Origin of the sequence: Pseudomonas parafulva NBRC 16636 = DSM 17004 (assembly GCF_000730645.1) — a bacterium.
Classification (GTDB): domain Bacteria; phylum Pseudomonadota; class Gammaproteobacteria; order Pseudomonadales; family Pseudomonadaceae; genus Aquipseudomonas; species Aquipseudomonas parafulva.
The window spans coordinates 1-22,011 of record NZ_BBIU01000002.1; the positions used below are offsets into that span (position 1 = coordinate 1).

Annotated in this window: 17 protein-coding genes; 11 read left to right on the forward strand and 6 right to left on the reverse strand. The window is 63.4% G+C overall.

Features of this window, described 5'->3' with window-relative positions; translation table 11 throughout:
• Nucleotides 1-211 precede the first annotated feature (211 nt).
• From exaC to PPA02S_RS22925, 5 genes are all read left to right on the forward strand, one after another.
• On the forward strand, nt 212-1,732 hold the full coding sequence (gene exaC, locus PPA02S_RS00225; RefSeq protein ID WP_028634284.1) for an acetaldehyde dehydrogenase ExaC: 1,521 nt from the start codon (nt 212-214) through the stop codon (nt 1,730-1,732).
• Between the two features lie 121 nt (nt 1,733-1,853).
• Nucleotides 1,854-1,925: a pyrroloquinoline quinone precursor peptide PqqA gene (pqqA, locus tag PPA02S_RS22410; RefSeq protein ID WP_080667878.1), complete on the forward strand. Its 72-nt coding sequence runs from the start codon at nt 1,854-1,856 to the stop codon at nt 1,923-1,925.
• Nucleotides 1,926-2,061: 136 nt separating this feature from the next.
• Complete coding sequence (gene ercA, locus PPA02S_RS00230) at nt 2,062-3,225, forward strand: alcohol dehydrogenase-like regulatory protein ErcA (RefSeq protein WP_028634283.1); 1,164 nt, start codon at nt 2,062-2,064, stop codon at nt 3,223-3,225.
• Nucleotides 3,209-4,936 (forward strand): PAS domain-containing hybrid sensor histidine kinase/response regulator, encoded by a 1,728-nt coding sequence (locus tag PPA02S_RS00235; protein WP_028634282.1) that lies wholly within the window; start codon nt 3,209-3,211, stop codon nt 4,934-4,936. Before ercA ends, PPA02S_RS00235 begins: the two co-directional genes overlap by 17 nt.
• A 137-nt stretch (nt 4,937-5,073) precedes the next feature.
• On the forward strand, nt 5,074-5,307 hold the full coding sequence (locus PPA02S_RS22925) for a hypothetical protein (RefSeq protein ID WP_154660085.1): 234 nt from the start codon (nt 5,074-5,076) through the stop codon (nt 5,305-5,307).
• A 42-nt stretch (nt 5,308-5,349) separates the two neighbouring features.
• On the opposite strand, the gene PPA02S_RS00240 is transcribed toward PPA02S_RS22925, so the two are convergent.
• Nucleotides 5,350-6,207: an SDR family oxidoreductase gene (locus PPA02S_RS00240; protein ID WP_028634281.1), complete on the reverse strand. Its 858-nt coding sequence runs from the start codon at nt 6,205-6,207 to the stop codon at nt 5,350-5,352.
• A 159-nt stretch (nt 6,208-6,366) separates the two neighbouring features.
• Nucleotides 6,367-7,698, reverse strand: a complete 1,332-nt coding sequence (gene nhaA / locus PPA02S_RS00245) for a Na+/H+ antiporter NhaA (RefSeq protein ID WP_028634280.1) — start codon at nt 7,696-7,698, stop codon at nt 6,367-6,369.
• Nucleotides 7,699-7,913: 215 nt separating this feature from the next.
• On the opposite strand from nhaA, the gene PPA02S_RS00250 reads away from it, so the two are divergent.
• Nucleotides 7,914-12,245, forward strand: coding sequence for an NEL-type E3 ubiquitin ligase domain-containing protein (locus tag PPA02S_RS00250; protein ID WP_161629591.1), 4,332 nt, complete (start codon nt 7,914-7,916; stop codon nt 12,243-12,245).
• A 14-nt stretch (nt 12,246-12,259) separates the two neighbouring features.
• Here PPA02S_RS00250 and PPA02S_RS00255 read toward each other — a convergent pair whose 3' ends face one another.
• The 4 genes from PPA02S_RS00255 to PPA02S_RS00265 form a co-directional block, all read right to left on the reverse strand.
• Nucleotides 12,260-14,413, reverse strand: coding sequence for a TonB-dependent siderophore receptor (locus PPA02S_RS00255; RefSeq protein ID WP_245614618.1), 2,154 nt, complete (start codon nt 14,411-14,413; stop codon nt 12,260-12,262).
• A complete protein-coding gene (locus PPA02S_RS23255; protein ID WP_245614619.1) occupies nt 14,356-14,688 on the reverse strand; it encodes a hypothetical protein in 333 nt (110 codons plus the stop codon). The genes PPA02S_RS00255 and PPA02S_RS23255 overlap by 58 nt, the downstream gene beginning before the upstream one ends.
• Nucleotides 14,689-14,792: 104 nt before the next feature.
• Nucleotides 14,793-15,731, reverse strand: a complete 939-nt coding sequence (locus PPA02S_RS00260) for a FecR domain-containing protein (protein WP_033728067.1) — start codon at nt 15,729-15,731, stop codon at nt 14,793-14,795.
• Nucleotides 15,724-16,236: a sigma-70 family RNA polymerase sigma factor gene (locus PPA02S_RS00265; protein WP_028634278.1), complete on the reverse strand. Its 513-nt coding sequence runs from the start codon at nt 16,234-16,236 to the stop codon at nt 15,724-15,726. The genes PPA02S_RS00260 and PPA02S_RS00265 overlap by 8 nt, the downstream gene beginning before the upstream one ends.
• 164 nt (nt 16,237-16,400) lie before the next feature.
• Here PPA02S_RS00265 and PPA02S_RS00270 point away from each other — a divergent pair, with 164 nt between their 5' ends.
• The 5 genes from PPA02S_RS00270 (at nt 16,401) to PPA02S_RS00285 (ending at nt 22,011) form a co-directional block, all read left to right on the forward strand.
• Nucleotides 16,401-18,755: an FdhF/YdeP family oxidoreductase gene (locus PPA02S_RS00270; RefSeq protein WP_028634277.1), complete on the forward strand. Its 2,355-nt coding sequence runs from the start codon at nt 16,401-16,403 to the stop codon at nt 18,753-18,755.
• 191 nt (nt 18,756-18,946) lie between these two features.
• Entirely contained in the window at nt 18,947-20,077 is a 1,131-nt protein-coding gene (locus PPA02S_RS00275; RefSeq protein WP_042141101.1) for a catalase family protein, read from the forward strand.
• A 21-nt stretch (nt 20,078-20,098) separates the two neighbouring features.
• The gene (locus tag PPA02S_RS23145) at nt 20,099-20,254 is read left to right on the forward strand and encodes a hypothetical protein (RefSeq protein ID WP_169338818.1); all 156 of its coding nucleotides are present in this window, start codon (nt 20,099-20,101) and stop codon (nt 20,252-20,254) included.
• A gap of 165 nt (nt 20,255-20,419) precedes the next feature.
• Complete coding sequence (gene hchA, locus PPA02S_RS00280; protein WP_028634276.1) at nt 20,420-21,298, forward strand: glyoxalase III HchA; 879 nt, start codon at nt 20,420-20,422, stop codon at nt 21,296-21,298.
• On the forward strand, nt 21,295-22,011 hold the full coding sequence (locus PPA02S_RS00285) for a PA1136 family autoinducer-binding transcriptional regulator (protein ID WP_028634275.1): 717 nt from the start codon (nt 21,295-21,297) through the stop codon (nt 22,009-22,011). The genes hchA and PPA02S_RS00285 overlap by 4 nt, the downstream gene beginning before the upstream one ends.

Sequence of the window (22,011 nt, forward strand, 5' to 3'; positions counted from 1 at the left end):
TCCCACAAATTGAATTGCGCCAGCATTCAGAGTTTTTTGGAAGACAGTTTCCACAGGCTCTTGGGTTGTCTGAGATGGGAACCCGCCGCACGCGCCTACGACCAAATGACGAGCCGCCCCCTGCCAACGATGCATTCGCCCCCCTGCGCGGGCTTCATACCATCGCTGCATCGCCTGTCGCTGGACAGGCATCGACCCGCAGAGGCTCAGCATGATCTACGCACAACCCGGAACCCCAGGCGCCGTCGTGTCCTTCAAGCCACGCTATGGCAACTTCATCAACGGCGAGTTCGTTGCGCCGGTGGCTGGGCAGTACTTCACCAACAGCTCGCCCGTCAACGGCCAGCCCATTGCCGAATTCCCGCGCTCCACGGCCGCAGACGTGGACAAGGCCCTGGACGCTGCCCACGCTGCAGCCGACGCGTGGGGTAGAACCTCGGTGCAGGACCGCGCCCTGGTACTGCTCAAGATCGCCGACCGCATCGAGCAGAACCTGGAGCTACTGGCGGTGACCGAGACCTGGGACAACGGCAAGGCTGTGCGCGAAACCCTCAATGCCGACGTGCCCTTGGCGGCGGATCACTTCCGCTACTTCGCCGGCTGCATCCGCGCCCAGGAGGGTGGAGCGGCCGAGATCAACGAAGGCACGGTCGCCTACCACTTCCATGAGCCCCTGGGCGTGGTGGGCCAGATCATCCCCTGGAATTTCCCGCTGCTGATGGCCGCCTGGAAGCTGGCTCCGGCGCTGGCTGCCGGCAACTGCGTGGTGCTCAAGCCGGCCGAGCAGACGCCGTTGTCGATTACCGTGTTCGCCGAGCTGATCGCCGACCTGCTGCCGGCGGGGGTGCTCAACATCGTGCAAGGCTTCGGCCGCGAGGCAGGGGAGGCGCTGGCCACCAGCAAGCGCATCGCCAAGATCGCCTTCACCGGCTCTACCCCGGTGGGTTCGCACATCATGAAGTGCGCTGCCGACAACATCATCCCCTCTACCGTGGAGCTGGGCGGCAAGTCACCCAACGTGTTCTTCGAAGACATCATGCAGGCCGAGCCTGCGTTCATCGAAAAAGCCGCAGAAGGCCTGGTACTGGCGTTCTTCAACCAGGGTGAGGTGTGCACCTGCCCCTCACGTGCGCTGATCCAGGAATCGATCTACGAACCCTTCATGGCCGAGGTCATGAAGAAGATCGCCAAGATCACCCGTGGCAACCCGCTGGACACCGACACCATGGTGGGCGCCCAGGCATCGGAGCAGCAGTACGACAAGATCCTCTCCTACCTGCAGATCGCCCAGGACGAGGGTGCGCAGTTGCTCACCGGTGGCAGCGCGGAGCGGCTGCAGGGGGACCTGGCAAGCGGCTACTACATCCAGCCGACCCTGCTCAAGGGCGATAACAAGATGCGCGTGTTCCAGGAGGAAATCTTCGGCCCGGTGGTGGGTGTAACCACCTTCAAGGACGAGGCCGAAGCCTTGGCCATTGCCAATGACAGCGAATTCGGCCTGGGCGCCGGTGTGTGGACCCGCGACATCAACCGCGCCTACCGCATGGGCCGGGGCATCAAGGCCGGGCGCGTGTGGACCAACTGCTACCACCTGTACCCGGCCCACGCTGCCTTTGGTGGCTACAAGAAGTCTGGCGTGGGGCGTGAAACCCACAAGATGATGCTCGACCACTACCAGCAGACCAAGAACCTGCTGGTGAGCTACGACATCAACCCGTTGGGCTTCTTCTGAAGTAGTGCCGCCGCCTGTCCCTGCCGGGGGAAAGTTCGTTCCAAAGTAGCATTTGGCCGTGACGCCCCCCGTGCATTAATGCCGTTACCGGAATCGCCCGGCACAAGAAGAGGACCTGCCCATGTGGACCCGACCCGCCTATACCGACTTGCGCATCGGCTTTGAAGTGACGATGTATTTCGCCAACCGTTGAGGCATCAGGCACCGGCCGCCACGACGGCGGCCGGCGCCGGCCACACGCCTGGTTGGCACTTTGGTCTGGTTGCTTTCGCTGGGGGATGCATTACGCTGGCGGCTAACCTTCCAGAACAATAAGAACAGGCTTGCCCATGAGCCAGAGTTTCAGCCCGCTTCGCAAGTTCGTCTCGCCTGAAATCATCTTCGGTGCCGGTTGCCGGCACAACGTGGCCAATTACGCCAAAACCTTCGGCGCGCGCAAGGTACTGGTGGTCAGTGACCCCGGCGTGATCGCTGCCGGTTGGGTCGCGGACGTCGAGGCCAGCCTGCAGGCGCAGGGCATCGACTATCGCCTGTACAGCGCGGTATCGCCCAACCCCCGGGTTGAAGAGGTGATGCTCGGCGCCGACCTCTACCGCGAGCACCACTGCGATGTGATCGTTGCGGTGGGTGGCGGCAGCCCCATGGACTGCGGCAAGGCCATCGGCATCGTGGTCGCCCATGGCCGCAGCATTCTCGAGTTCGAAGGGGTGGACATGATCCGCGTGCCTAGCCCGCCGCTGATCCTCATCCCGACCACTGCCGGTACATCGGCGGATGTGTCGCAGTTCGTGATCATCTCCAACCAGCAGGAGCGCATGAAGTTCTCCATCGTCAGCAAGGCGGTGGTGCCCGATGTGTCGCTGATCGACCCGCAGACCACCTTGAGCATGGACCCCTTCCTGTCGGCCTGTACCGGCATCGACGCGCTGGTGCACGCCATCGAGGCGTTCGTTTCCACGGGGCACGGCCCGCTGACCGACCCCCATGCCCTGGAAGCCATGCGCCTGATCAATGGCAACCTGGTGGAGATGATCGCCAACCCCCGCGACATTGGCCTGCGCGAGAAAGTGATGCTGGGCAGCATGCAGGCGGGGCTGGCGTTTTCCAATGCCATCCTGGGTGCGGTGCACGCCATGTCACACAGCCTGGGCGGCTTTCTCGACCTGCCTCATGGGTTGTGCAATGCCGTGCTGGTCGAGCATGTGGTGGCATTCAACTACAGCTCGGCGCCGGAGCGGTTCAAGGTGATTGCCGAGGTAATGGGCATCGACTGCCGGGGCTTGAACCACCGGCAGATCTGCGCGCGCCTGGTGGAGCACCTGATCGCCCTCAAGCACGCCATGGGCTTCCATGAAACCCTGGGCCTGCACGGTGTGCGTACCAGCGACATACCGTTTTTGTCCCAGCATGCCATGGGCGACCCGTGCATTCTTACCAACCCCCGCGCTTCCAGCCAGCGCGACGTGGAGGTCGTGTATGGCGAGGCCCTCTGAGGAGCAGCAGCGGGCGCTGGCCGGGTTGCTGGGCCTGGGTGACCACTCGGCGCGCAAGAGCCATTACCCCGAGCTGGCCGCCCGGCTGGATGAACTGGAGGCAGAGCGAAACCGCTACAAGTGGCTGTTTGAAAACGCAGTTCATGGCATTTTCCAGGCCAGCCTGGAAGACGGCATGCGCGCCGCCAACCCGGCGCTTGCGCGCATGCTGGGGTATGACGACCCGCAGGCTGTGCTGGTCAGCCTGAAGGACCTCGCCGCCAACCTGTTCGTCGGCGGCGCTCAGGAGCTGCAGGCGATTACCGCCACCCTGGCCCGCGAGCACAGCCTGCATGGCTACGAAACCCGCCTGCGGCGCCGGGACGGTAGCCCTGTCGATGTGCTGATGAACCTGCTGCTCAAGCCCGGCCAGCAAGCCTTGGTCGAGGGGTTCGTGGCCGATATCACCGAGCGCAAGCTGGCCCAGCAACACCTGCAGCAGCTCAATGACCAGCTTGAGCAGCGGGTAGCCGCCCGCACCGACGAGCTGCTGGAGGCCAACCGCAACCTGCAGCAGCAGATTGCCGAGCGCAAGCAGATTGCCCGGGCGCTGCGTGATGCCAGGGACGCCGCGCAAACCGCCAACCGCAGCAAGGACAAGTACCTGGCTGCCGCCAGCCATGACCTGCTGCAACCGCTGAATGCCGCCCGGCTGCTCATCTCGACCCTGCGCGAGCGGCAGCTGCCCCAAGCCGAGCAGGTGCTGGTGGAGCGTACCCACCAGGCCCTCGAAGGCGCCGAGGATTTGCTTACCGACCTGCTGGACATTTCCCGCCTGGACCAGGCGGCGGTGAAGCCGGACATTGCCGTGTATCACCTGCAGGCGCTGTTCGCGCCGCTGGTGTCGGAATTCCGCTCGGTGGCCGATGCAGCAGGCATCGCGTTGCGTGCCCGGTTCGGGCAGCATGCCGTCAGCACCGACCTGCGGCTGATGACCCGTATCTTGCGCAACTTGCTCAGCAACGCATTCCGCTATACCGCCGAGGGCCGAGTATTGCTGGGGGCAAGGCGCCGCGGGCGGTACCTGCGGCTGGAAGTCTGGGACACCGGGCGGGGCATCGCCGAAGATCGCCTGGGGGCCATCTTTCTTGAGTTCAACCAGCTGGATGTGGGCCGCGCTGCCGACCGCAAGGGTGTGGGCCTGGGGCTGGCCATCGTCGAGCGCATCGCCAAGATCCTCGGCCATTCGGTACAGGTGCGCTCCTGGCCGGGGCGGGGCTCGGTGTTCAGCATCGAGGTGCCATTGGCCGATGCACTGCCAGTGGAGGTTCGCCCCTGCCAGGTGCTGCCGATGGCGGGGGACCCGCTGCCGGGGCGGCGCCTGCTGGTGCTGGATAACGAAGCGAGCATTCTGCAAAGCATGGGCGCGTTGCTGGGCCAATGGGGGTGCGAAGTGGTCACCGCCACCGACCAGCAGGCTGCCTTGCTGGCCTTGCAGGGCCAGGCGCCTGAATTGATTCTGGCCGACTACCACCTTGACCATGGTGTGCTGGGCTGCGATGTGGCTTGCCGGCTGCGGGCGCATTTCGCCCAGCACATCCCTACGGTAGTCATCACGGCAGACCGCAGCGACCCGTGCCGCCGTGCGCTGCAGGCGCTGGGCATGCCGATACTCAACAAACCGGTCAAGCCGGGCAAGTTACGGGCGGTGTTGAGCCAATTGCTGGCCTGACGCTATTTGGCTGACAACGTCAGGGCATTGTCAGGGAATTTTAAGGTTGGCATGGATATCTCATGTAATGCGGGCACGGCGCAGCCGGGTTGACCTTGCAGCTGCTCGCAGCTGAACAAGAACAATAGGGGGCTAACATGAGTTGTCTGATATGCGCGGGGCAGGCCGAGTCCATCGAGTGCAGCAGTGGCTGGGAGCAGCGCCAATGTGCGGTGTGCGGGTGTTACCGAATGTCCCAGGACCTGATACTGGCAATGATGGAAGAAGGGCAGATATTCGATACCGTGCGTATGCGCGAGTGGCTGATGGCCAACCGAAGCCTGGTGCCCGTGCCCTGCATCGATCACCCCCAGGCCATTCTGATGCCGTGATGGCGTGTGCAGGCAAGCCATTCCGGCTTGCCTGACGTCGCTTTACAGGATTGGCTTGCCGCCAGTGACGGCATAGCGCGAGCCGCTGATGTAGCTGGCCTCGTCAGACCCCAGGAGGACGTAGATAGGGGCCACCTCCACCGGCTGGCCCGGGCGACCCATGGGGTAGCCAGAGCCGAAGTTTCGAACGGCCTCATCAGGCATGGTGGCGGGGATGAGGGGTGTCCAGATCGGGCCCGGTGCCACGCTGTTCACCCGCACGCCGCGCTTGGCGAGCGATTGCGCAAGGCCTGCCGTGAAGTTGGCGATGGCGCCTTTGGTGGCGGCATAGGCCAGCAGCGATGAAGACGGGTCGTCCGAGTTGACCGAGCTGGTGTTGATGATCGAACTGCCCTTGGGCATCGATGGCAGGGCGGCCTTGCAGATGCGGAAAATCGCGGTGATGTTGGTGTCGAAGGTTTTTACCCATTCATCATCGTCGATGTCTTCGAAGGCCTCGTGGGCCATCTGGAACGCTGCGTTGTTCACCAGGATGTCAATGCGCCCGAACTGGGCGACGGTTTGCTCGACGATAGCCCGGCATTGCTGCTTCTGGGCCAGGTCACCGGGTAGCAGCAGGCACTTGCGCCCGGCTTCTTCCACCCAGCGGGCGGTTTCCTTGGCGTCTTCGTGTTCGTCCAGGTAGGAAATGGCCACGTCGGCACCTTCTCGCGCATAGGCAATGGCCACTGCACGGCCAATGCCGCTGTCGCCGCCGGTGATCAGCGCTTTTTTGCCCTCCAGCCGGTTATGGCCTTTGTAGCTATGCTCGCCGCAATCGGGTACCGGCTCCATCTTGCGCTGGGAACCTGGCACGGCCTGGGGCTGGGATGGGAAGGGCGGGGTAGGGTATTCGCGCATGGTAGAAGCTCCTGCAGTTGAGAATGCTCATACCTGTTCGAATGGGTAGCGCCGGTTGCGTTGAGTCTGATTGGGCTTGGCACGACGAGCGGCGCAGGGGCAGGTTGCCTGCAGGGCAGTGAAACCCGCTGCGCCGTGGCGCAGCGGTCACGTCACTGGTCAGGCCTTGCGTACCCTCAATACTCCCCACACCAGCCCCAGTACTGCGGCGATGACGGAGGCTGAGAGCACACCCAGCTTCGCCGCCCCGAGCGTTGCTGGGTCGATGAAGGCGAGGTTGGCGATGAAGATCGACATGGTGAACCCGATGCCGGCCAGCAGGCCGATCAAGGTGATGCCGCTCCAGGTGACGCCTGCGGGCAGCGAGCAGAACCCCAAGCGCACCATCAGCCAACTGACACTGATGATGCCGACGGGCTTGCCCACTACCAACGCCAGCATTACCGCCAGCATCACCCCGTGAGGCGCCTGGGCCCCCAGGTCTACGCCCCCCACGCTCACCCCGGCATTGGCCAGTGCAAACACCGGCATGATCGCGTAGGCCACCCACGGGTGCAGGGCGCTTTGCACGCGAACCACAGGCGGCAGCAGTTCCCGTTGCGCCAGGCGCAGGTGCTTCAGCGGGCTGAGCAAGTCGCCAGGGGCCTTGCCGGCGTTGCGGGCGCGGCCCACCAGCTCCTGGGTGAAGCGGGTCACTGCTTCGAGTGGCGTTTCGCGCATAGGGCGGGCAGTGACCGGGGTCATCAGGCCCAGCACCACGCCGGCGAGCGTCGGGTGGGCACCGGTCATCAGCACACCCACCCAGGTAATGGCGCCCGGGATGACATAGGCGTAGGCGGAGCCGACACCAATGCGCTGCAGCCCTACCACCAGCGCAAGGCCCAGGGCGGCGACCGCGAAACCGCTGTAGTCCAGCCCACCGGAATAGAACACGGCGATGATCAGCACGGCGATGATGTCATCGATGATCGCCAGGGCCAGCAGGAAAACCCGCACGTTGGACGGGATCGACTTGCCGAGCAAGGCCAGTACCCCAACGGCGAATGCGATGTCGGTGGCGGTCGGTACCGCCCAGCCCCGCTGATCGTCAGCTGCGTGGCCAAAGCCCAGGTAAACCAGTGCCGGCACGGCCACCCCGCCAATGGCGGCAACCATCGGCAAGGTTGCCTGGCGCAGGTTGGCCAAGGCGCCTTCATGGATCTCGCGGCGGATCTCCATGCCGACCACCAGGAAGAAAATGGTCATCAGCCCATCGTTTACCCAAAAGTGCAGCGGTTGGGCGTACACCAGCGAACCTACACCCAGGGTTATCGGGGTGTGCCACAGGGCTTCGTAACTGTCAGCAGCAGGTGAGTTGGCCCAGACAAGGGCGGCGATGGCAGCGATCAGCAGGACGACGCCACTGACCGCCTCGATGTGAAGGAAGTGCTCGAAACGGGCGAGGGCACGTTCGGCCAATTGCTGGGCTCGGGGCAGTTGGGTGTTATGCATAGGCGCAGGAACTCCCGCATGGCGGCCCGACCTGCGTAGTTTTTTAACCTGCATCACTGCACCACGCAGCTAGCACCCGGGCGCGATTGTAGCGGATGTGGTGGTAGGAGGGGAGGGTAAGCTTGCAAGGTATTTCTGATGCAAGCGTAGATAGATACCGCTGCACCGGCGTGTGATCCAGGCTCCATGAGGGTTTCGCCATGACGGAGCTCACCATGGATACACTTCCTTTTGCAGATACATCTGTCGATACCTTCATTGCCAGCCGCTTGCCAGCGTGGCTGACCAACGCTACTGCCGAGCAGTTGACGGCGCTGCAACAGGCGCTTGCCGAGCAGCAGCGTGCACGCGAGGCCGTTCAGGCGTTGCTGCGCCAAATTCAGCCGCTGGACACCTTCGCCAGTACGCTCCTCAGCGAGGCGCTGGCCAGAAAAGTGCAGCCGCCGCTGGACGTTCGCCTCGCCACCCTACGCCGCGCCGTGCATATCCGTTACCCCTCCAGCGTAGGCTTGGCGCCCGACGGCATTGTCCCCGTTACCTTCGAGCAGAGTTTGCTCGCCTGCGCACTGCACAATTTCACCTTGCATGAAACTGCCGAAACAGCCTGGCTGCAGAACTCGACGTTGCTCGACGCACAGGCCCAGCCGGTCGCCTGGCGGCCCCGGGCATTCGCCGGCCTGTGCCGGTCACTGGATATAGGGGGCGCCTACCAGCAGCATCTCAAGCAGGTGTTGCTGGCGGACAACACCCGCCGTCACCAAACCGAGTCGGTGCTGGAGGAGGGTTGGCGCGCCCGGCTGGTAGCCGCCGCGCACATGGCTTGCGCTCAAGGCAACCTGGATGCGCGAGCAGTTGCGCTTGTGACGAACGCCGTACGTGCATCCAGTGACTCGGCAGGGTGGGCTGCCAACGATGTCCGTTTGCTTGGCCGCCAGATGTGCGGCCTGGTGGTGTTCGAGGAGCATGACGATGCCTCGACACTGCAGCGGATAGTTGCCTGGGTGCCGGATGATCCCGCGGGCGCGATGCGTACCTATGCCTCCTGGGCACAGTGGTTCAGTGCGTTGGGCGCACGCTTGCGCGACCCAGGTTACCGAAGGTTCTTCGAGCGCTTCATCAAGGAACAGGACCGCGTCCCTTTCAGCCAGGCGTTACAGCGTTTGCTGGGCACCGGAGGCGCGCAGGACGCCATCGAGCTTGATGGGCGCTGGCAGCGTATCGAGGGGCCATTGTGCGCTCACCTGCGCCAAGTGCAGGTAGACACACTGCTGGAGGATGCACAGGCACTGGCCGTACCTACCACCAAGGTCGACAGCGTGGAGCGCGACCGCCGCATGCACTGGCTAAAAGGGGTAGGGCTCGACGCGCTGGGGATCGCGAGCTTTTTCGTCCCGGGGCTGGCCTTGCCCTTGCTGGGGCTGACCGCAGTGCAGTTGGCGGACGAGGTGTACGAAGGCTACCAGGACTGGACGCTGGGCGACCGCGAGGCGGCCTTGGCGCACCTGATGGCAGTGGCCGAGAGCGTTGCGATGATGGCCGGCGGTGCTGCGGCCGAGGCAGTGGCCGTCAAGCTGGCGGCGCGGGTGGCTGCGGTGGACGATCTGGCCCCTGTGCGCCTCTGGAACGGCGAACTGCGCCTGGCCCGCACCGACCTCCCGGGCTACGCAGAGCCAGAGCAGACACTTGCACACGGGCAGCGGGGCACGCTCCAGGGCCGGTTACATGTGTCTATCTCGAACAAGGCGTACCCGCTGGGCGACGACAATCACGTGCCGACGGTGATCCATCCGTCACGGCCCGACGCGCCGGCCATCACCCTGCACGATAACGGCGCATCCGGCGTCCGGCATGGGTTGGAACGCCCCCAGGACTGGCAAGGGGCAGGCCTTTTGGTGCGGCGCCTGGGGTCCAACCTGGGGGCAGTGAGTGACGCGTTGGCCAAGCGGCTCTTGCGCACGGTGGCCATGAACGAAAACCAGGTGCGCCTGTTGCAGCTCGATAACGCCCCCGCACCTGCGCGGTTGTGTGATGCCGCTCAACGCCATGAGCTGCATGAGTGGTTCCCCAGGCTGCGCGGTGAGGCCTTCGAGTCCCATTGGCAGCACATGCAGGGCACCCCCAGCCGCGCCGCGCAGCCGTTGCATCGCGATTTTCCCACGCTGTCTACCAGGGCTGGGCGCGCGCTGGTGGAACACGCCAGCGGCAGCCAACTGAGCCAACTACTGGAGCAGCAGCGGGTTCCGCTGGCCATGGCCGAGCAGGCGCGCTGGTTACTGCGTGACGCCTGGCTGGACAGGGCTTGTGCGGGCTTCGAGCAGCCGGCGGCTATCACGACCGACACTGAGCAGCTGGCCCTGGGCCTGGTAGATGACTTGGCGCCATGGCCGGCCGGGGTACAGGTTCAGGTACGCGACGCTCGGCTGCAGGGTGATGTGCTTGCGCGGGTAGGCAGTGCGACCGCCCTGGAAACGCGCTGCCTGATTCGCACGCCCCAGGGTTACCTGGCCACCGACAGCGAGGGTGTCGCTCGGCCCGGCGCGCTGGCGAGCGATGACCTGTTCCAGGCCTTGCTCTGGCACATGGATGCTGAACAGCGTCAAGCTGTTGCGGGGGCTGACGCCTCATCTCGCGGCCTTGCCAGCGCCCTGGCGGACCGCGCAAGCGCCGACCGGGATCAGGCAGCCACCTTGTTGGCAATGGCGCCCGTTGCCGGAGGGGTACGCCCGCCCAGGCGGCTGGGCGATGGCCGCCTGGGTTACCCGCTCAGCGGGCGAGCGGAAGGCTCACGCCGCGCCTTGCTGCACGGTTACCAGCAGGTATTCCCGACGCTGAAGGATGTGGACGTTGAGGCCTACCTTGAAACCGTGCGGTTGCGCGGGGACACCCCTTGGGAACACTTGCGGCATCTGCATCAGTGCTTGCTGGACCTGAACGAAAGCCTGGCGGCCTGGCGGCGCGAGGCAACCGCAGCACCGCTGGCGGAGCGTCGTCGGCAGATTGCCCGGCGCATTCGCCACTGCTGGCGGCGCAAGCGCCCGGACGCTGACGGCCAGTACCGTCTGGTCATCGACAGCGAGCGCATCGACAGCTTGCCGGTGCTTCCCGAAGCGATCACCTTCGAGCACGTCAGCCAGGTGTCCATCCGGCGTGCCCACCTACACACCATCACCCCGGGTTTCTTGCAGCGCTTTACCCAGATACAGGCCCTTGATCTGAGTGAAAACCTGCTGGGCGGTATTCCAGATGGCCTGCAGGCCTTGACCCAACTCACGACGTTGTCACTGGCCCGAAACCAGGTGGTGATCGATGAGGCTGGCCTGGCCAGGCTCGCCGCCTTACAGCGCCTGCGCACGCTCGACCTGTCGTACAACCCCATCGCACTTCTGCCCCCGCTTGGCAGCCTGCTCCACCTGCAGCGTCTGTCGCTGCGCAGCACCGGCCTGACCGAGTTGCCGGTCGAGGTCTACATGCACCCCACCCTTGAAGACATCGACCTGCGCGACAACCGTGTCGAGGACATGAGCCCGACCCTGGCCCATTCCCACAGGCGGCTTGCCGGCTTGAGCCTGCATGACAACGCCATGCCTGATGAAGCCCAGCAAACCCTGCGCGAAACGTTGGGGGCGCAAGGCACGGCCATGCTGCCTGTGCGCAGGCATGGGCCGGGGGGGCAGGAGTCGCTGGAGCGTTGGCTGGACGGCCTGGATGCCACTCAGCGTAGGGTTCGCGAAATGCACTGGGCCCAGTTGTCACAAGAACCCGGCAGTGATGACCTGATGCGCTTCATCCACGACCTGGGCCGTTCAGCGGATTACGAGTACCAGGGCATGGACTTGCGCAGACGCATCTGGGCGCTCATCGAAGCCTGCGTGGAAAACACCGAGGTGCGCCAGGCCATGTTCCAGCAGGCGGCAGGCCCCCGCACCTGCTCAGACCAGATGCTGTTGATACTGAGCCTGCTCGAAGTGCGTGCACTGGTGGTCACGCGTATCGCCGGTTTGGCAGCGTCCGACATCGGCCCGGCACTGGTGCAGCTTGGCCGTGAGCTGTATCGCCTCGACGAGGTCGACCGGGTGGCCAGCCAGCACATCGAGCAGGCCCGCGCTGCCAATCCCTATGGCCTGCACGATGAAGTGGAAGTCCACCTGGCCTACCGCGCAGCACTGGTCAGGCCACTGGGGCTTCCGGCGCAACCGCGCTACATGTATCACCGGTTGTTTTCCAATGTCAGCGAAGCCCAGTTGCAACAGGCGGCCAGCACCATCCTGTCGCAGGAAACCGACACCAAGGTCGCCCAGTCGCTGCTGGAGCGGCCTTTCTGGGTGGATTACCTGCACGCCACCTGCGCCAAACACTTCGAGGTGCTCAACCAGCCCTATCACGACCGCCTCGAAGCGCTGCTGGAGCAGACCCAGGCGTCGGCCGAAAAGCCCACGCTCGACGCCATCGGCACGTTGGCAGAGGAGCGTGCCAGGGCCGAGCGCAAGCTGATGTTGGGGCTGACCTTGCAGTGGGTGATGGGGCATCCCTGGGTCGGCTCTGCCTGAGCCCACGGCTTGGTTCAGTAGGTGTAGCGCAGGGTGGTCATGAAATTGCGCGGTGCACCGTAGATACCGCCCGCGGTAGTGGTGAGGTACTCCTTGTCGAACAGGTTGTTGATATTGACCGTGGCTGACAACGCCGGGGTGACCTGGTAGCGGGTCATCAGGTTGACGATCGCGTAGCTGCTCTGGGTAGTGGCGTAGCTCAGTGCATAGCCTGTCTCGCTCTGCCAGTTCACACCGCCGCCCACGGTCCATTTGTCCAGTTCGCCTGGCAGGCGATAGCTGGTGAACACCTTGACGCTGTTGCGCGGAATCTCGGTAACGATGCGCTCATCGTTCGAGTTGAAACTGACGTTGTACGAGTAGCCCCCCATGACCTGCCAGCCCTCGGCCAGTTCACCGTTGACCTCCAGCTCCACCCCCTCACTGGTGGTACCACTTTCAGCCCGATAGGCCTGGAAGCCGTTGGGCTGCAGCAAGCGGCCATCGGCCACCGCAAGGTTGTCCTGCTCGACGCGGAACACGGCCAGGCTGGCGTTCAGGCGCTTGTCGAAGAAGTCTGCCTTCAAGCCCACCTCGTAGCCGGTGCCCTCTTGGGGATCCAGGGGCGAGCCTTTGACATCGCGCACCTGGTTGCTCTGCGGGTTGAAGATCTGCGTGTAGCTGGCGTAGGCCGTCCAGGTGTCGTTCAGGTCGTAGACCAGCCCGGCATAAGGGATCACTACACCGTTCTCGGTGCGTTCGGTACGTTGGCGGGTGCCACTGTACAGTGCGCTCTTGTTTACCCGATTCCAGTCCACTACCCGCGCGCCGAGGATGAAGCTTGCGGCATCGCTCAGGTGCCAGCGGGAGGTCAGGTACGCGGCGTACTGGGTTTCCGTCATGTCGGTGGTGCCGGCCTTGGTGAACACCGGCTTGGGAGAGCGGCCGTTCCAGGTGAAGATATTGTCGATGCTGTCGTCGTAGCCGGTGCGCGCACTCTGCCAGCCGCCGTAGTTGGAGGTGCCGCGCTCTTCGGTGCGTGACAGGGTCACGCCGCCGATCAATTCATGTTCGCGCCCCAGGAACGGGAAGGCACCGGTCAGATAGGCGTCCAGGCTGTCCTGGGTGGGGGCGGCCTTCCAGCGGGTCGGGTTGATGGTGGCGCCACCGCCTGTGGTTGGGTCGATTTCACCGTCTACATAGGCAATGACGGTGTCATAGGCGTTGCGTGCATGGCTGTACTCCAGCTTGCCGTTCCAGCCGTTTTCAAACTGATGCTCCACGGAGGTGAACAGGGTGCTTTGCTGGCGATCGTAATAGCTCCAGCTCGGCGCGGTATTGAACGAGCGGCTGAAGTGCGTTCGCCCACCGTCCTCGGTGAACAACGGAAAGCCCGTACGAATGGGTGCATTGCTGTGGCTGACCTGGTGGCTGAAGCCCAGCGTCAGCAGCGTTGAATCGGTGACGTCCAGTTCGGTGATGCCATACAGCGTGGACAGTTCCTGGCTGAAGCGGTCGATCCAGGCATGCTGGTCCCTGTGGTCGGCAACCAGGCGCCCGCGCAGGGTGCCGGCATCGTTCAACGCGCCGCTCACATCCACGCCCAGACCGTAGCGGTCCCAACTGCCGGCTTCGGCAGACAGCTGTACCTGGGGATCAGTAGTGGGCCGCTTGCGGATCAGGTTGATGGTGGCTGACGGGTTGCCCATGCCGCTGATCAACCCGGTAGCGCCGCGTACGATTTCCACCCGGTCGTACATCGCGGTGTTCTGGGTGTAGTTGTCCATGTTGGCCGAGGTGGGGACGCCATCGATTTCGAAATTGCGAATGGCGAAGCCGCGGGACATGTAGACGGTGCTGTCCGCACCCAGGCTCTCCCTGATGACGGTAATGCCGGTAGTGGCATCGAGTGCGTCGGTGAGGGTATCGAGTTTCTGGTCTTCCATGCGCTGGCGGGTGAGCACGGTGATGGACTGGGGGGTCTCCTTGAGTGAAAGGTTAAGCCGTGTGGAGCTACTGGACGATTCGGTGGTATACGAGCCGGAACCCTCGGTGACTGCCCCGGGAGCTTTACCGGAGATACTCAGTGCAGTCAGCTCCAGGGCGGTGTCACCGCCCTCGGCAAGGGGCATCAGCAAGTAGCCGCCGTTGTTGTCGCGCTGCACCTGCAGGCGGGTACCTTGCAGCAAGTGCGTAAGCCCCCCTGGACGTCGTAGGCGCCTTGCAAGCCGCGAGACTGCAGGCCATCCGTGTATTCGTTGATAAACGACAGGTTGATGCCAGCGCGGTTGGCAAATTGGGCCAGCACGCTGCCCAGTGGCCCTGCCGGGATGTCGAAGCGGGCTGTCTGCTCACTGGCCGACGCAGCAAGCGGCAACGCAGTGGCGGGGGCGACAATCAGGGTGAGCAATGCAAGAGGGATGGCCCTGGCCAAGGGGCTGGCGACGTTAAACGCGCGGCGCATCATGCGTATGTCCTTCATAAATGTGGGCAAAGGTGCGGCCGTACTCGCCGCTTCAATGCATGGCCGGGCGAGAATGAAAATCAGCAACCCTGTTGCTCAAATATTCAGGCCAGGTCAATCCAGGCCCAATACGGGGTCAGGTAGCGCACGCGGATGGGCAGGGCGCCCGCCAGGTTGCCCAACGCTGCATCGCTGTCGTCCAGACGCAATGTCGTGGTTATCCGCAAGCTTGCGGCTGAGGGGGCGCAGCCAAGATAGCCTGGCCGATAGCGGCGTAACTGCTCTACCACCTGGCCCAAAGGCCAGTCAAAGGCCACGAGCATGCCACGGGTCCATGCATCACTGGCCGCCGGTACCAGCGAGGCAGGGCCGCTACCTTTCCGATCAAAGGTCAGCTGATGACCGCTTTCCAGCTGTACTACCTGGGAAGGCGTGTCGAGCGGGCGTACCTCCACTGCGTGTTCGAACACCTGTACTGTGCTGTGGTCGTACTGGCGTGAGACGCTGAACCGGGTGCCCAGCGCTCGCACGCTGCCCTCGGCCGTAAGCACCAGCAATGGCCGGTGCGCCGCATCGGGTGCCGTTTCCAGCAGCAGTTCACCCTCGTGCAGGTACACCTTGCGCCAGTGCTCGGTGTAATCGATATCTACGGCGCTCTGGGCATTGATCACAAGGTGGGTGCCATCGTGCAGCCGCAGGTCCTGTCGCTCGCCCTTGTTGGTACGGTACTGCGCCATGCGGGCGGGCAGCGGTCTGGCCATCAGCGCCCCGGTACCTGCTGCCCCAGCGACCAGCAGCACACCGAGCAATTTCGCCACTTGCCTGCGCCTTGCCCTGATGGAGGCCAACGTAGGCAGGGCCACATCTGGAGTAAGGCCTGCGCATTGCTGATGCAACCTCTGGACCTGGGCCCAGGCCTGGCGGTGTCGCTCGCTAGCCGCCAGCCAGCGCTGCCACGCGGCGATGGTCGCGGTATCCCCGGGCATGTCTGTCATCTGCACGTACCAGGTGGCGGCTTGCTCCAGCTCGTCGCGCTCAAGCATCGTCGTAATGCTGAGCCAGCAGCATGCAGTGGGTCATGGCCCGGATCACGTGTTTTTTCACCGTCGTCACGGAAACGCCATGGCGCTCTCCCGCTGCGCCGTAAGTCAGCCCTTCGAGCTGAACGGCTAGAAAGATCGCACGGGTTCGCGCGCCCAGGCCATCGAGCATGGCATCCATTGCAGTAAGGGTTTCGATGACCAGCAGGCGTGTTTCCAGTGATGGGGTCTGCGGCTCTGGTAGTAGCGCCAGGGTTTCAAGGTAGGCTTGCTCCACCGCCCGGCGGCGAAAGCGGTCGATCATCAGCCCGCGCGCAATGGCGCTCAGGTAGGTTCTGGGCTCTCGGATATCCGGCACATTTCGCGCAGCCAGCACCCGCACGAAGGTGTCCTGTGCGAGGTCGGCGGCATCGCTGGCATTTCCCAGACGCGCCCGCAGCCAGCCTTTCAGCCAGCTGTTGTGGGCCAGGTACAGCTGATGCATTGAGGAAGAGGAGCTCACTGACATGGCAGAGGTTTTATGAGAATGATTCTCTGTAATGATGGCGAAATGTCCGCCGCAAAACAACCCTGCGCCGACCACGTGTTGCATCGCCAGACATCCTGCGGGTTTGAACTTTCGAAGCGTGGTCATTCTCGAAATATTCAGACATAACTTAACGCGAGGCGGCCATGTCGCTCATTCACCCTCAAGCGCGTTTCAAACCCTATGAAGATGCCGCAGGAGGGTGGGGATCAGCGCGATCGGTCATGGCCATCCTCTGGCGTGAACAGGTCATGGCTTCGGCGTCGCTTGCCCTGGTCAAACAGAACAAACCCAAAGGCTTTGCCTGTGTCAGCTGCGCCTGGGCAAAGCCCGGCGACCCCCATGCCCTTGAGTTCTGCGAGAACGGCGCGAAAGCGACCGCGTGGGAGATCACCCGCCACCGTACCGGCCCTGAGTTTTTTGCCAGCCACACGCTCGCCCAACTGCGAACGTGGAATGACCATGACCTCGAACGCCAGGGCCGGCTAACCCACCCTCTGCACTACGACCCGGTCACCGACCGCTACAAGGTCACCACTTGGGAGCAGGCTTACCGCGAGATCGGTCAACAGCTGCGAGGGCTCACGCCTGACCAGGTGGTGTTCTATGCCTCAGGGCGGGCATCGCTGGAAGCGTCCTTCATGTACCAGTTGTTCGCCCGCGCCTACGGCACCAACAACCTTCCGGACAGTTCCAACATGTGCCATGAAAGCACGTCGGTGGGGCTGCAGGAGAGCATAGGCGTGCCAGTGGGCACGGTCACCCTCACGGACTTTGAACACACCGACTGTATCTTTTTCTTCGGCCAGAACGTGGGCAGCAATAGCCCACGCATGCTGCACCCGCTGCAGGAGGCTCGCAAGCGTCATGTGCCGATCATCACCTTCAACCCGCTGCGCGAGCGTGGGCTTGAGCGCTTCGTCAACCCGCAGTCTCCCAGCGAGATGCTTGGGCCGCAGTCGACAGTCATCAGCACCCAGTACCATCAGGTGAAAATCGGCGGCGACCTGGCGGCGGTGACCGGCATCATCAAGGCGCTGCTGGCCATGGAGCAGGCGGCGCTCAAACAGGGCTTGCCGGCTGTGCTCGATCACGCATTCATCGAGGCGCATACCGAGGGTTTTGCGGCTCTTTGCCGGGAAGTGCAGGGCTATGACTGGGACCTGCTGGAGCGTCATTCAGGCATCGGCCGCGCCGCGATGGAAGCGGCGGCAACGGTGTACGCACGCAGCAATAGCGTGATGATCGTCTACGGCATGGGAATGACCCAGCATCGCCACGGCGTCGACAATGTGCAAATGCTGGTCAATCTGCTGCTGCTACGGGGCAATATCGGCAAGCCGGGGGCAGGGATATGCCCGGTGCGGGGGCACTCCAACGTACAGGGGCAGCGCACGGTCGGTATTACGGAAGACCCGTCCAAAGTGCCCGCAGACAAGCTGCAGGCATTGTTTGGGGTGCAAGTGCCCCAGCAAAAGGGCATGGCGACGGTTGACTGCTGCGAGGCGCTGCTGGCCGGCCAGGTCAAGGCCTTCATCGGTCTTGGCGGCAACTTTCTGCGGGCCATCCCCGACACCCGGCGCATGGAGGCTGCATGGCAGCACCTGGCATTGAATGTTCAGGTAGCCACCAAACTCAACCGCACCCACCTCTTGCCTGGCCAGCAGGGCTGGTTGCTACCTTGCCTTGGGCATATCGAGATCGACCGCCAGGAGGGCAGGGTACAGGCCTACAGCACCGAGGACAGCACCGGTGTGGTGCGGGGCTGGGAAGGCACCACTGAGCCTGCCAGCGAGCACTTGCGCTCTGAAGTTGCGATTATCGCAGGGCTGGCTGAGGCCACGCTAAGCGCAGATCACCGCATACCTTGGGACGAATGGCGGCACGACTATGCCCTGGTACGTACCGCCATCAGCCAGGTCTACCCGGAAATATTCCACGACATGGAAACCCGCATGTGGCAGCAGGGCGGCTTCCACCGCCCGTTACCGGCAGGTCAACGCCAGTGGAAGACCCCCTCTGGCAGGGCCCAGTTCGTGGCGCCGCAGCAACTGGAGGCTGATGAAGACGTGCAGGTCAGCCCCCATGCGCACAATGTGCTGCAGTTGATGACGTTGCGCAGCAACGATCAGTTCAACACCACGGTGTACGGCTATGACGACCGCTTTCGCGGGGTGAAGGGCACCCGCAGCGTGCTGTTCATGAACCGCAGCGATTTGGTACGCCTGGGCTTCGCGCCGGGCGACTGGGTGCTGCTGCGCACCGCGGTCGAACCGCAGGTGCTGCGCGAGGCGGGCCCCTTGCAGATCATCGCCTACGACATACCTGAAGGGTGTGCCGGCGCCTACTACCCGGAATGCAACCCGTTGGTGCCGCTCTGGCACCACGCACAGCGGAGCAAGGTGCCCGCAGCCAAGTCGATACCCGTCACCTTGCACGCTAGCCAGCCGCTGGAACGTACCCAGACCCAAACGATCCGTGTCACGGACCAAGTAGTGTGAAGACGGTGGGCAAGTGGCCGAAGCGTTCAGCTCCACTTGTCCGGATTTCCACAAGATGGCTGAACGCTATCGGCTCCCCGGCCCCTCAAACCTGCAAGGGTGACACCTTGCGGCGAGGGCTGCGCGGCGGCACCCAGGTTGCCTTGTTACGAACACCCTAACCGTCCATAGAGACGACCGGAGTAGCCTTGATGAACAATGAGCCCGTCACACCGGCTGCAGGTGCACCGTTGCCGTTCGACCCTGCTTTCGAACAAATCCCTGAAGACGAAGCGCAAACCAGCCAGGAGCTGCAAGACACGCTACGCCAGATCATGGAGATCACGCTCAAAGACAATGGTCACGCCTACCGCAGCGTGCACGCCAAGGGCCATGGCCTGCTGCGGGGCACCATCACGGTCGCGCCGGGCCTGCCATCGCACCTGGCTCAGGGCGCCTTCGCCAAACCGGGGCGGTTCGATGCCTACCTACGGTTCTCCACCAACCCTGGCGATATCCTGGATGACAAAGTGTCCACCCCACGCGGCCTGGCCTTGAAGATGGTCGGTGTGGACGGGCTCCGCCTGCCCGGTAGTGAGGGTGACACCACCCAGGATTTCGTGATGCAGAACGCCAAGGCGTTCACTGCCGCGACCCCCAAGGCCTTCCTGAAAACCCTCAAGATGCTGGCCAAGACAACCGATAAGGCGCCCGGCACCAAGAGAGCCCTCTCTGCCGTGCTGCGTGGTGCCGAGAAAGTTGTGGAGGCGTTCGGCGGTGAAAGCGGGACGCTGAAGAGCCTTGGTGGGCACCCGCAGACGCACATCCTGGGTGAAAGCTTCAGCACCGTAGTGCCGATTTTGTACGGTCCCTATTACGCGAAGCTCGCCGTAGTGCCCGTGTCGGCCCCGCTTACCGCACTGACCGACCAGCAGGTCGATTTGAGCGATGACCCGGATGGCCTGCGCCACGCCGTAGAGGCGTTTTTTGCAACCCAGGGCGGCGTGTGGGAGCTACAGGTGCAACTGGCGACTGACAGCGAAAAAATGCCTGTTGAAGACGCTTCGGTTCAGTGGCCGGAAGACCTCAGCCCCTATGTGACCGTAGCCCGGCTCGAAGTCGAGCCTCAGGCGGCCTGGAGCGAGGAAAAGGTCCGTGCCATGGACGACGGCATGGCATTCAGCCCCTGGCATGGGCTGGCTGCACATAGGCCGCTTGGGGGTGTGATGCGCGTCCGAAAGCCGGCCTATGACATGTCATCCGGCTTCCGTGCCGAACATAACCGTTGTCCCATCCATGAGCCGCGCCCGGAAAACCCGGGTGACCCCAAACCCTTAGTCTGAACCTATCAAGGAGATAACCCTGTGCAACCGAAAACCGCAGGTAACGAAGAGAAGGGCCCGAGCGATGTGCCCTATATCAATGACCCTTTGAAACCTACCTCGCCCGCGCTGAATGATGCTGATGAAACTGACGCGGCAGAAGTGGACGAAGACATCGACGACGGCGAGTCACTGTAAGGGCGAAGAGGACCGATCAGCTGTCACTCAGCGCACCGGCCCATGGCACAGGTGCGCGAGTGATTAGCGTTAAAAATATCCCCGTATTAGGGGGAAACCCTCATTGCGAGTACTGGCCTTGCCTCCTAGGATCAATGTCTTGGACATCCACTGAGGAAACGCGCCATGCAACCTGTCAATTCCGAAGACAAACGCCCAACCGCAGACCCGGCAGAAGACGGTGCGTTCTTTCCATCGCCGTATTCGTTGAGCCAATTTACGTCACCCACATCTGACCTGAGTGGTGCGGACTACCCCACTCCTTACACGGGTGGGCGCTTGAAGGTGCTGGTGATCGGTGCTGATGAGCGTTACCTGCCCACTGACAATGGCACACTGTTCTCCACCGGCAATCACCCAGTCGAAACTTTGCTGCCGATGTATCACCTGGACAAAGCCGGGTTTGCCTTCGACATCGCGACGTTGTCGGGTAACGCGGTCAAGTTCGAGCACTGGGCGATGCCCGCGCAAGACGCCGAGGTGAAGGGCCTTTACAGCAAGTACCGTGATGCCTTCAGGCAGCCGCACAAGCTTGCCGACGTGCTGGAACAGGCGCTTGGCGAGCAGTCGGATTACATCGGTGTGTTCATACCAGGTGGTCACGGCGCACTGATCGGCTTGCCCGAAAGCCCTGACGTGAAGCGTGTGCTCGAATGGGCCTTTGCCCAGGGCAAGTTCATCATTTCGCTGTGCCACGGCCCAGCGGCTTTTCTGGCGACAAGTGCCACCGAGGGTAGCGAGGGCTCGGCGTTCAAGGGCTACAAGATCTGCGCGTTCCCGGATGCGCTCGATGCCAAGACACCTGATATCGGCTACATGCCGGGCCACCTCACCTGGAAGTTCGGTGAGCGGCTCAAGGCCTTGGGTGTGGAAATCATCAATGATGACATCTCCGGGCTCGTCCATCAGGACCGTAAGCTGCTGACCGGTGACAGCCCGTTGGCAGGCAATGCCTTGGGCAAGCTGGCGGCGACCGCGTTGTTGAAGGAAGCCAACGGTCAATGACGCCCGCCGAGGCTGCATTTAGGGCGGTGCTCACGATGCAGCAGGCCTCTGCGCTGCCTGCCATTCAGGGGGCTGTGCGTGAGTTCGCACAGCCTCTGGGCTACGACCGTTACGTGTTGTTTTCGGTATCTGTCACCGCTGAAGACCTTGTTGACCGTGTGTTCTGGGTAGAGGGGCAGTGGTGGGAGGATGGCCAGGAAGTGGATGCCAAGGCTTACGTGCGGCATTGTCCGGTCACCCGGCACATCCTCGAAGCGCGTGAAGCGTTCTTCTGGTCCAAGACCCATCAGGCAGGCACAGAGCGGTATCGGGTGGTCCGCCGCCCGGCAGGGCCCGGCCTGCAGGGTGTACAGGTGCCTGTCTTCGGGCCTGCCGGGCTGGAGGGCGCCATGAGCCTGGGCGGTCAACGTGTATCGAGCGGTTCCGAAGCCTGCCTTGCCCTGGTCATTGTCGCCGAAGCGGCGTTCAGGGCCGCTCGCCGGCTGTCGATGGCACCGGCAACTTCGGCTGCAAGGCTGCTGACAGCCCGGGAACGTGAGGTGCTTACCTGGACGGCGGCCGGCAGCCGACAAGCCGATATTGCCATCAGCCTGGGCTTGTCGGAACGCACGGTGGAAAACCATTTGCGTTCTGCGCGTCGGCGGCTGGGGGTGGCTACGACCGCCCAGGCGATCAAGGTTGCGATTAGCAAGGGGGAACTTGCGCAAGACTGA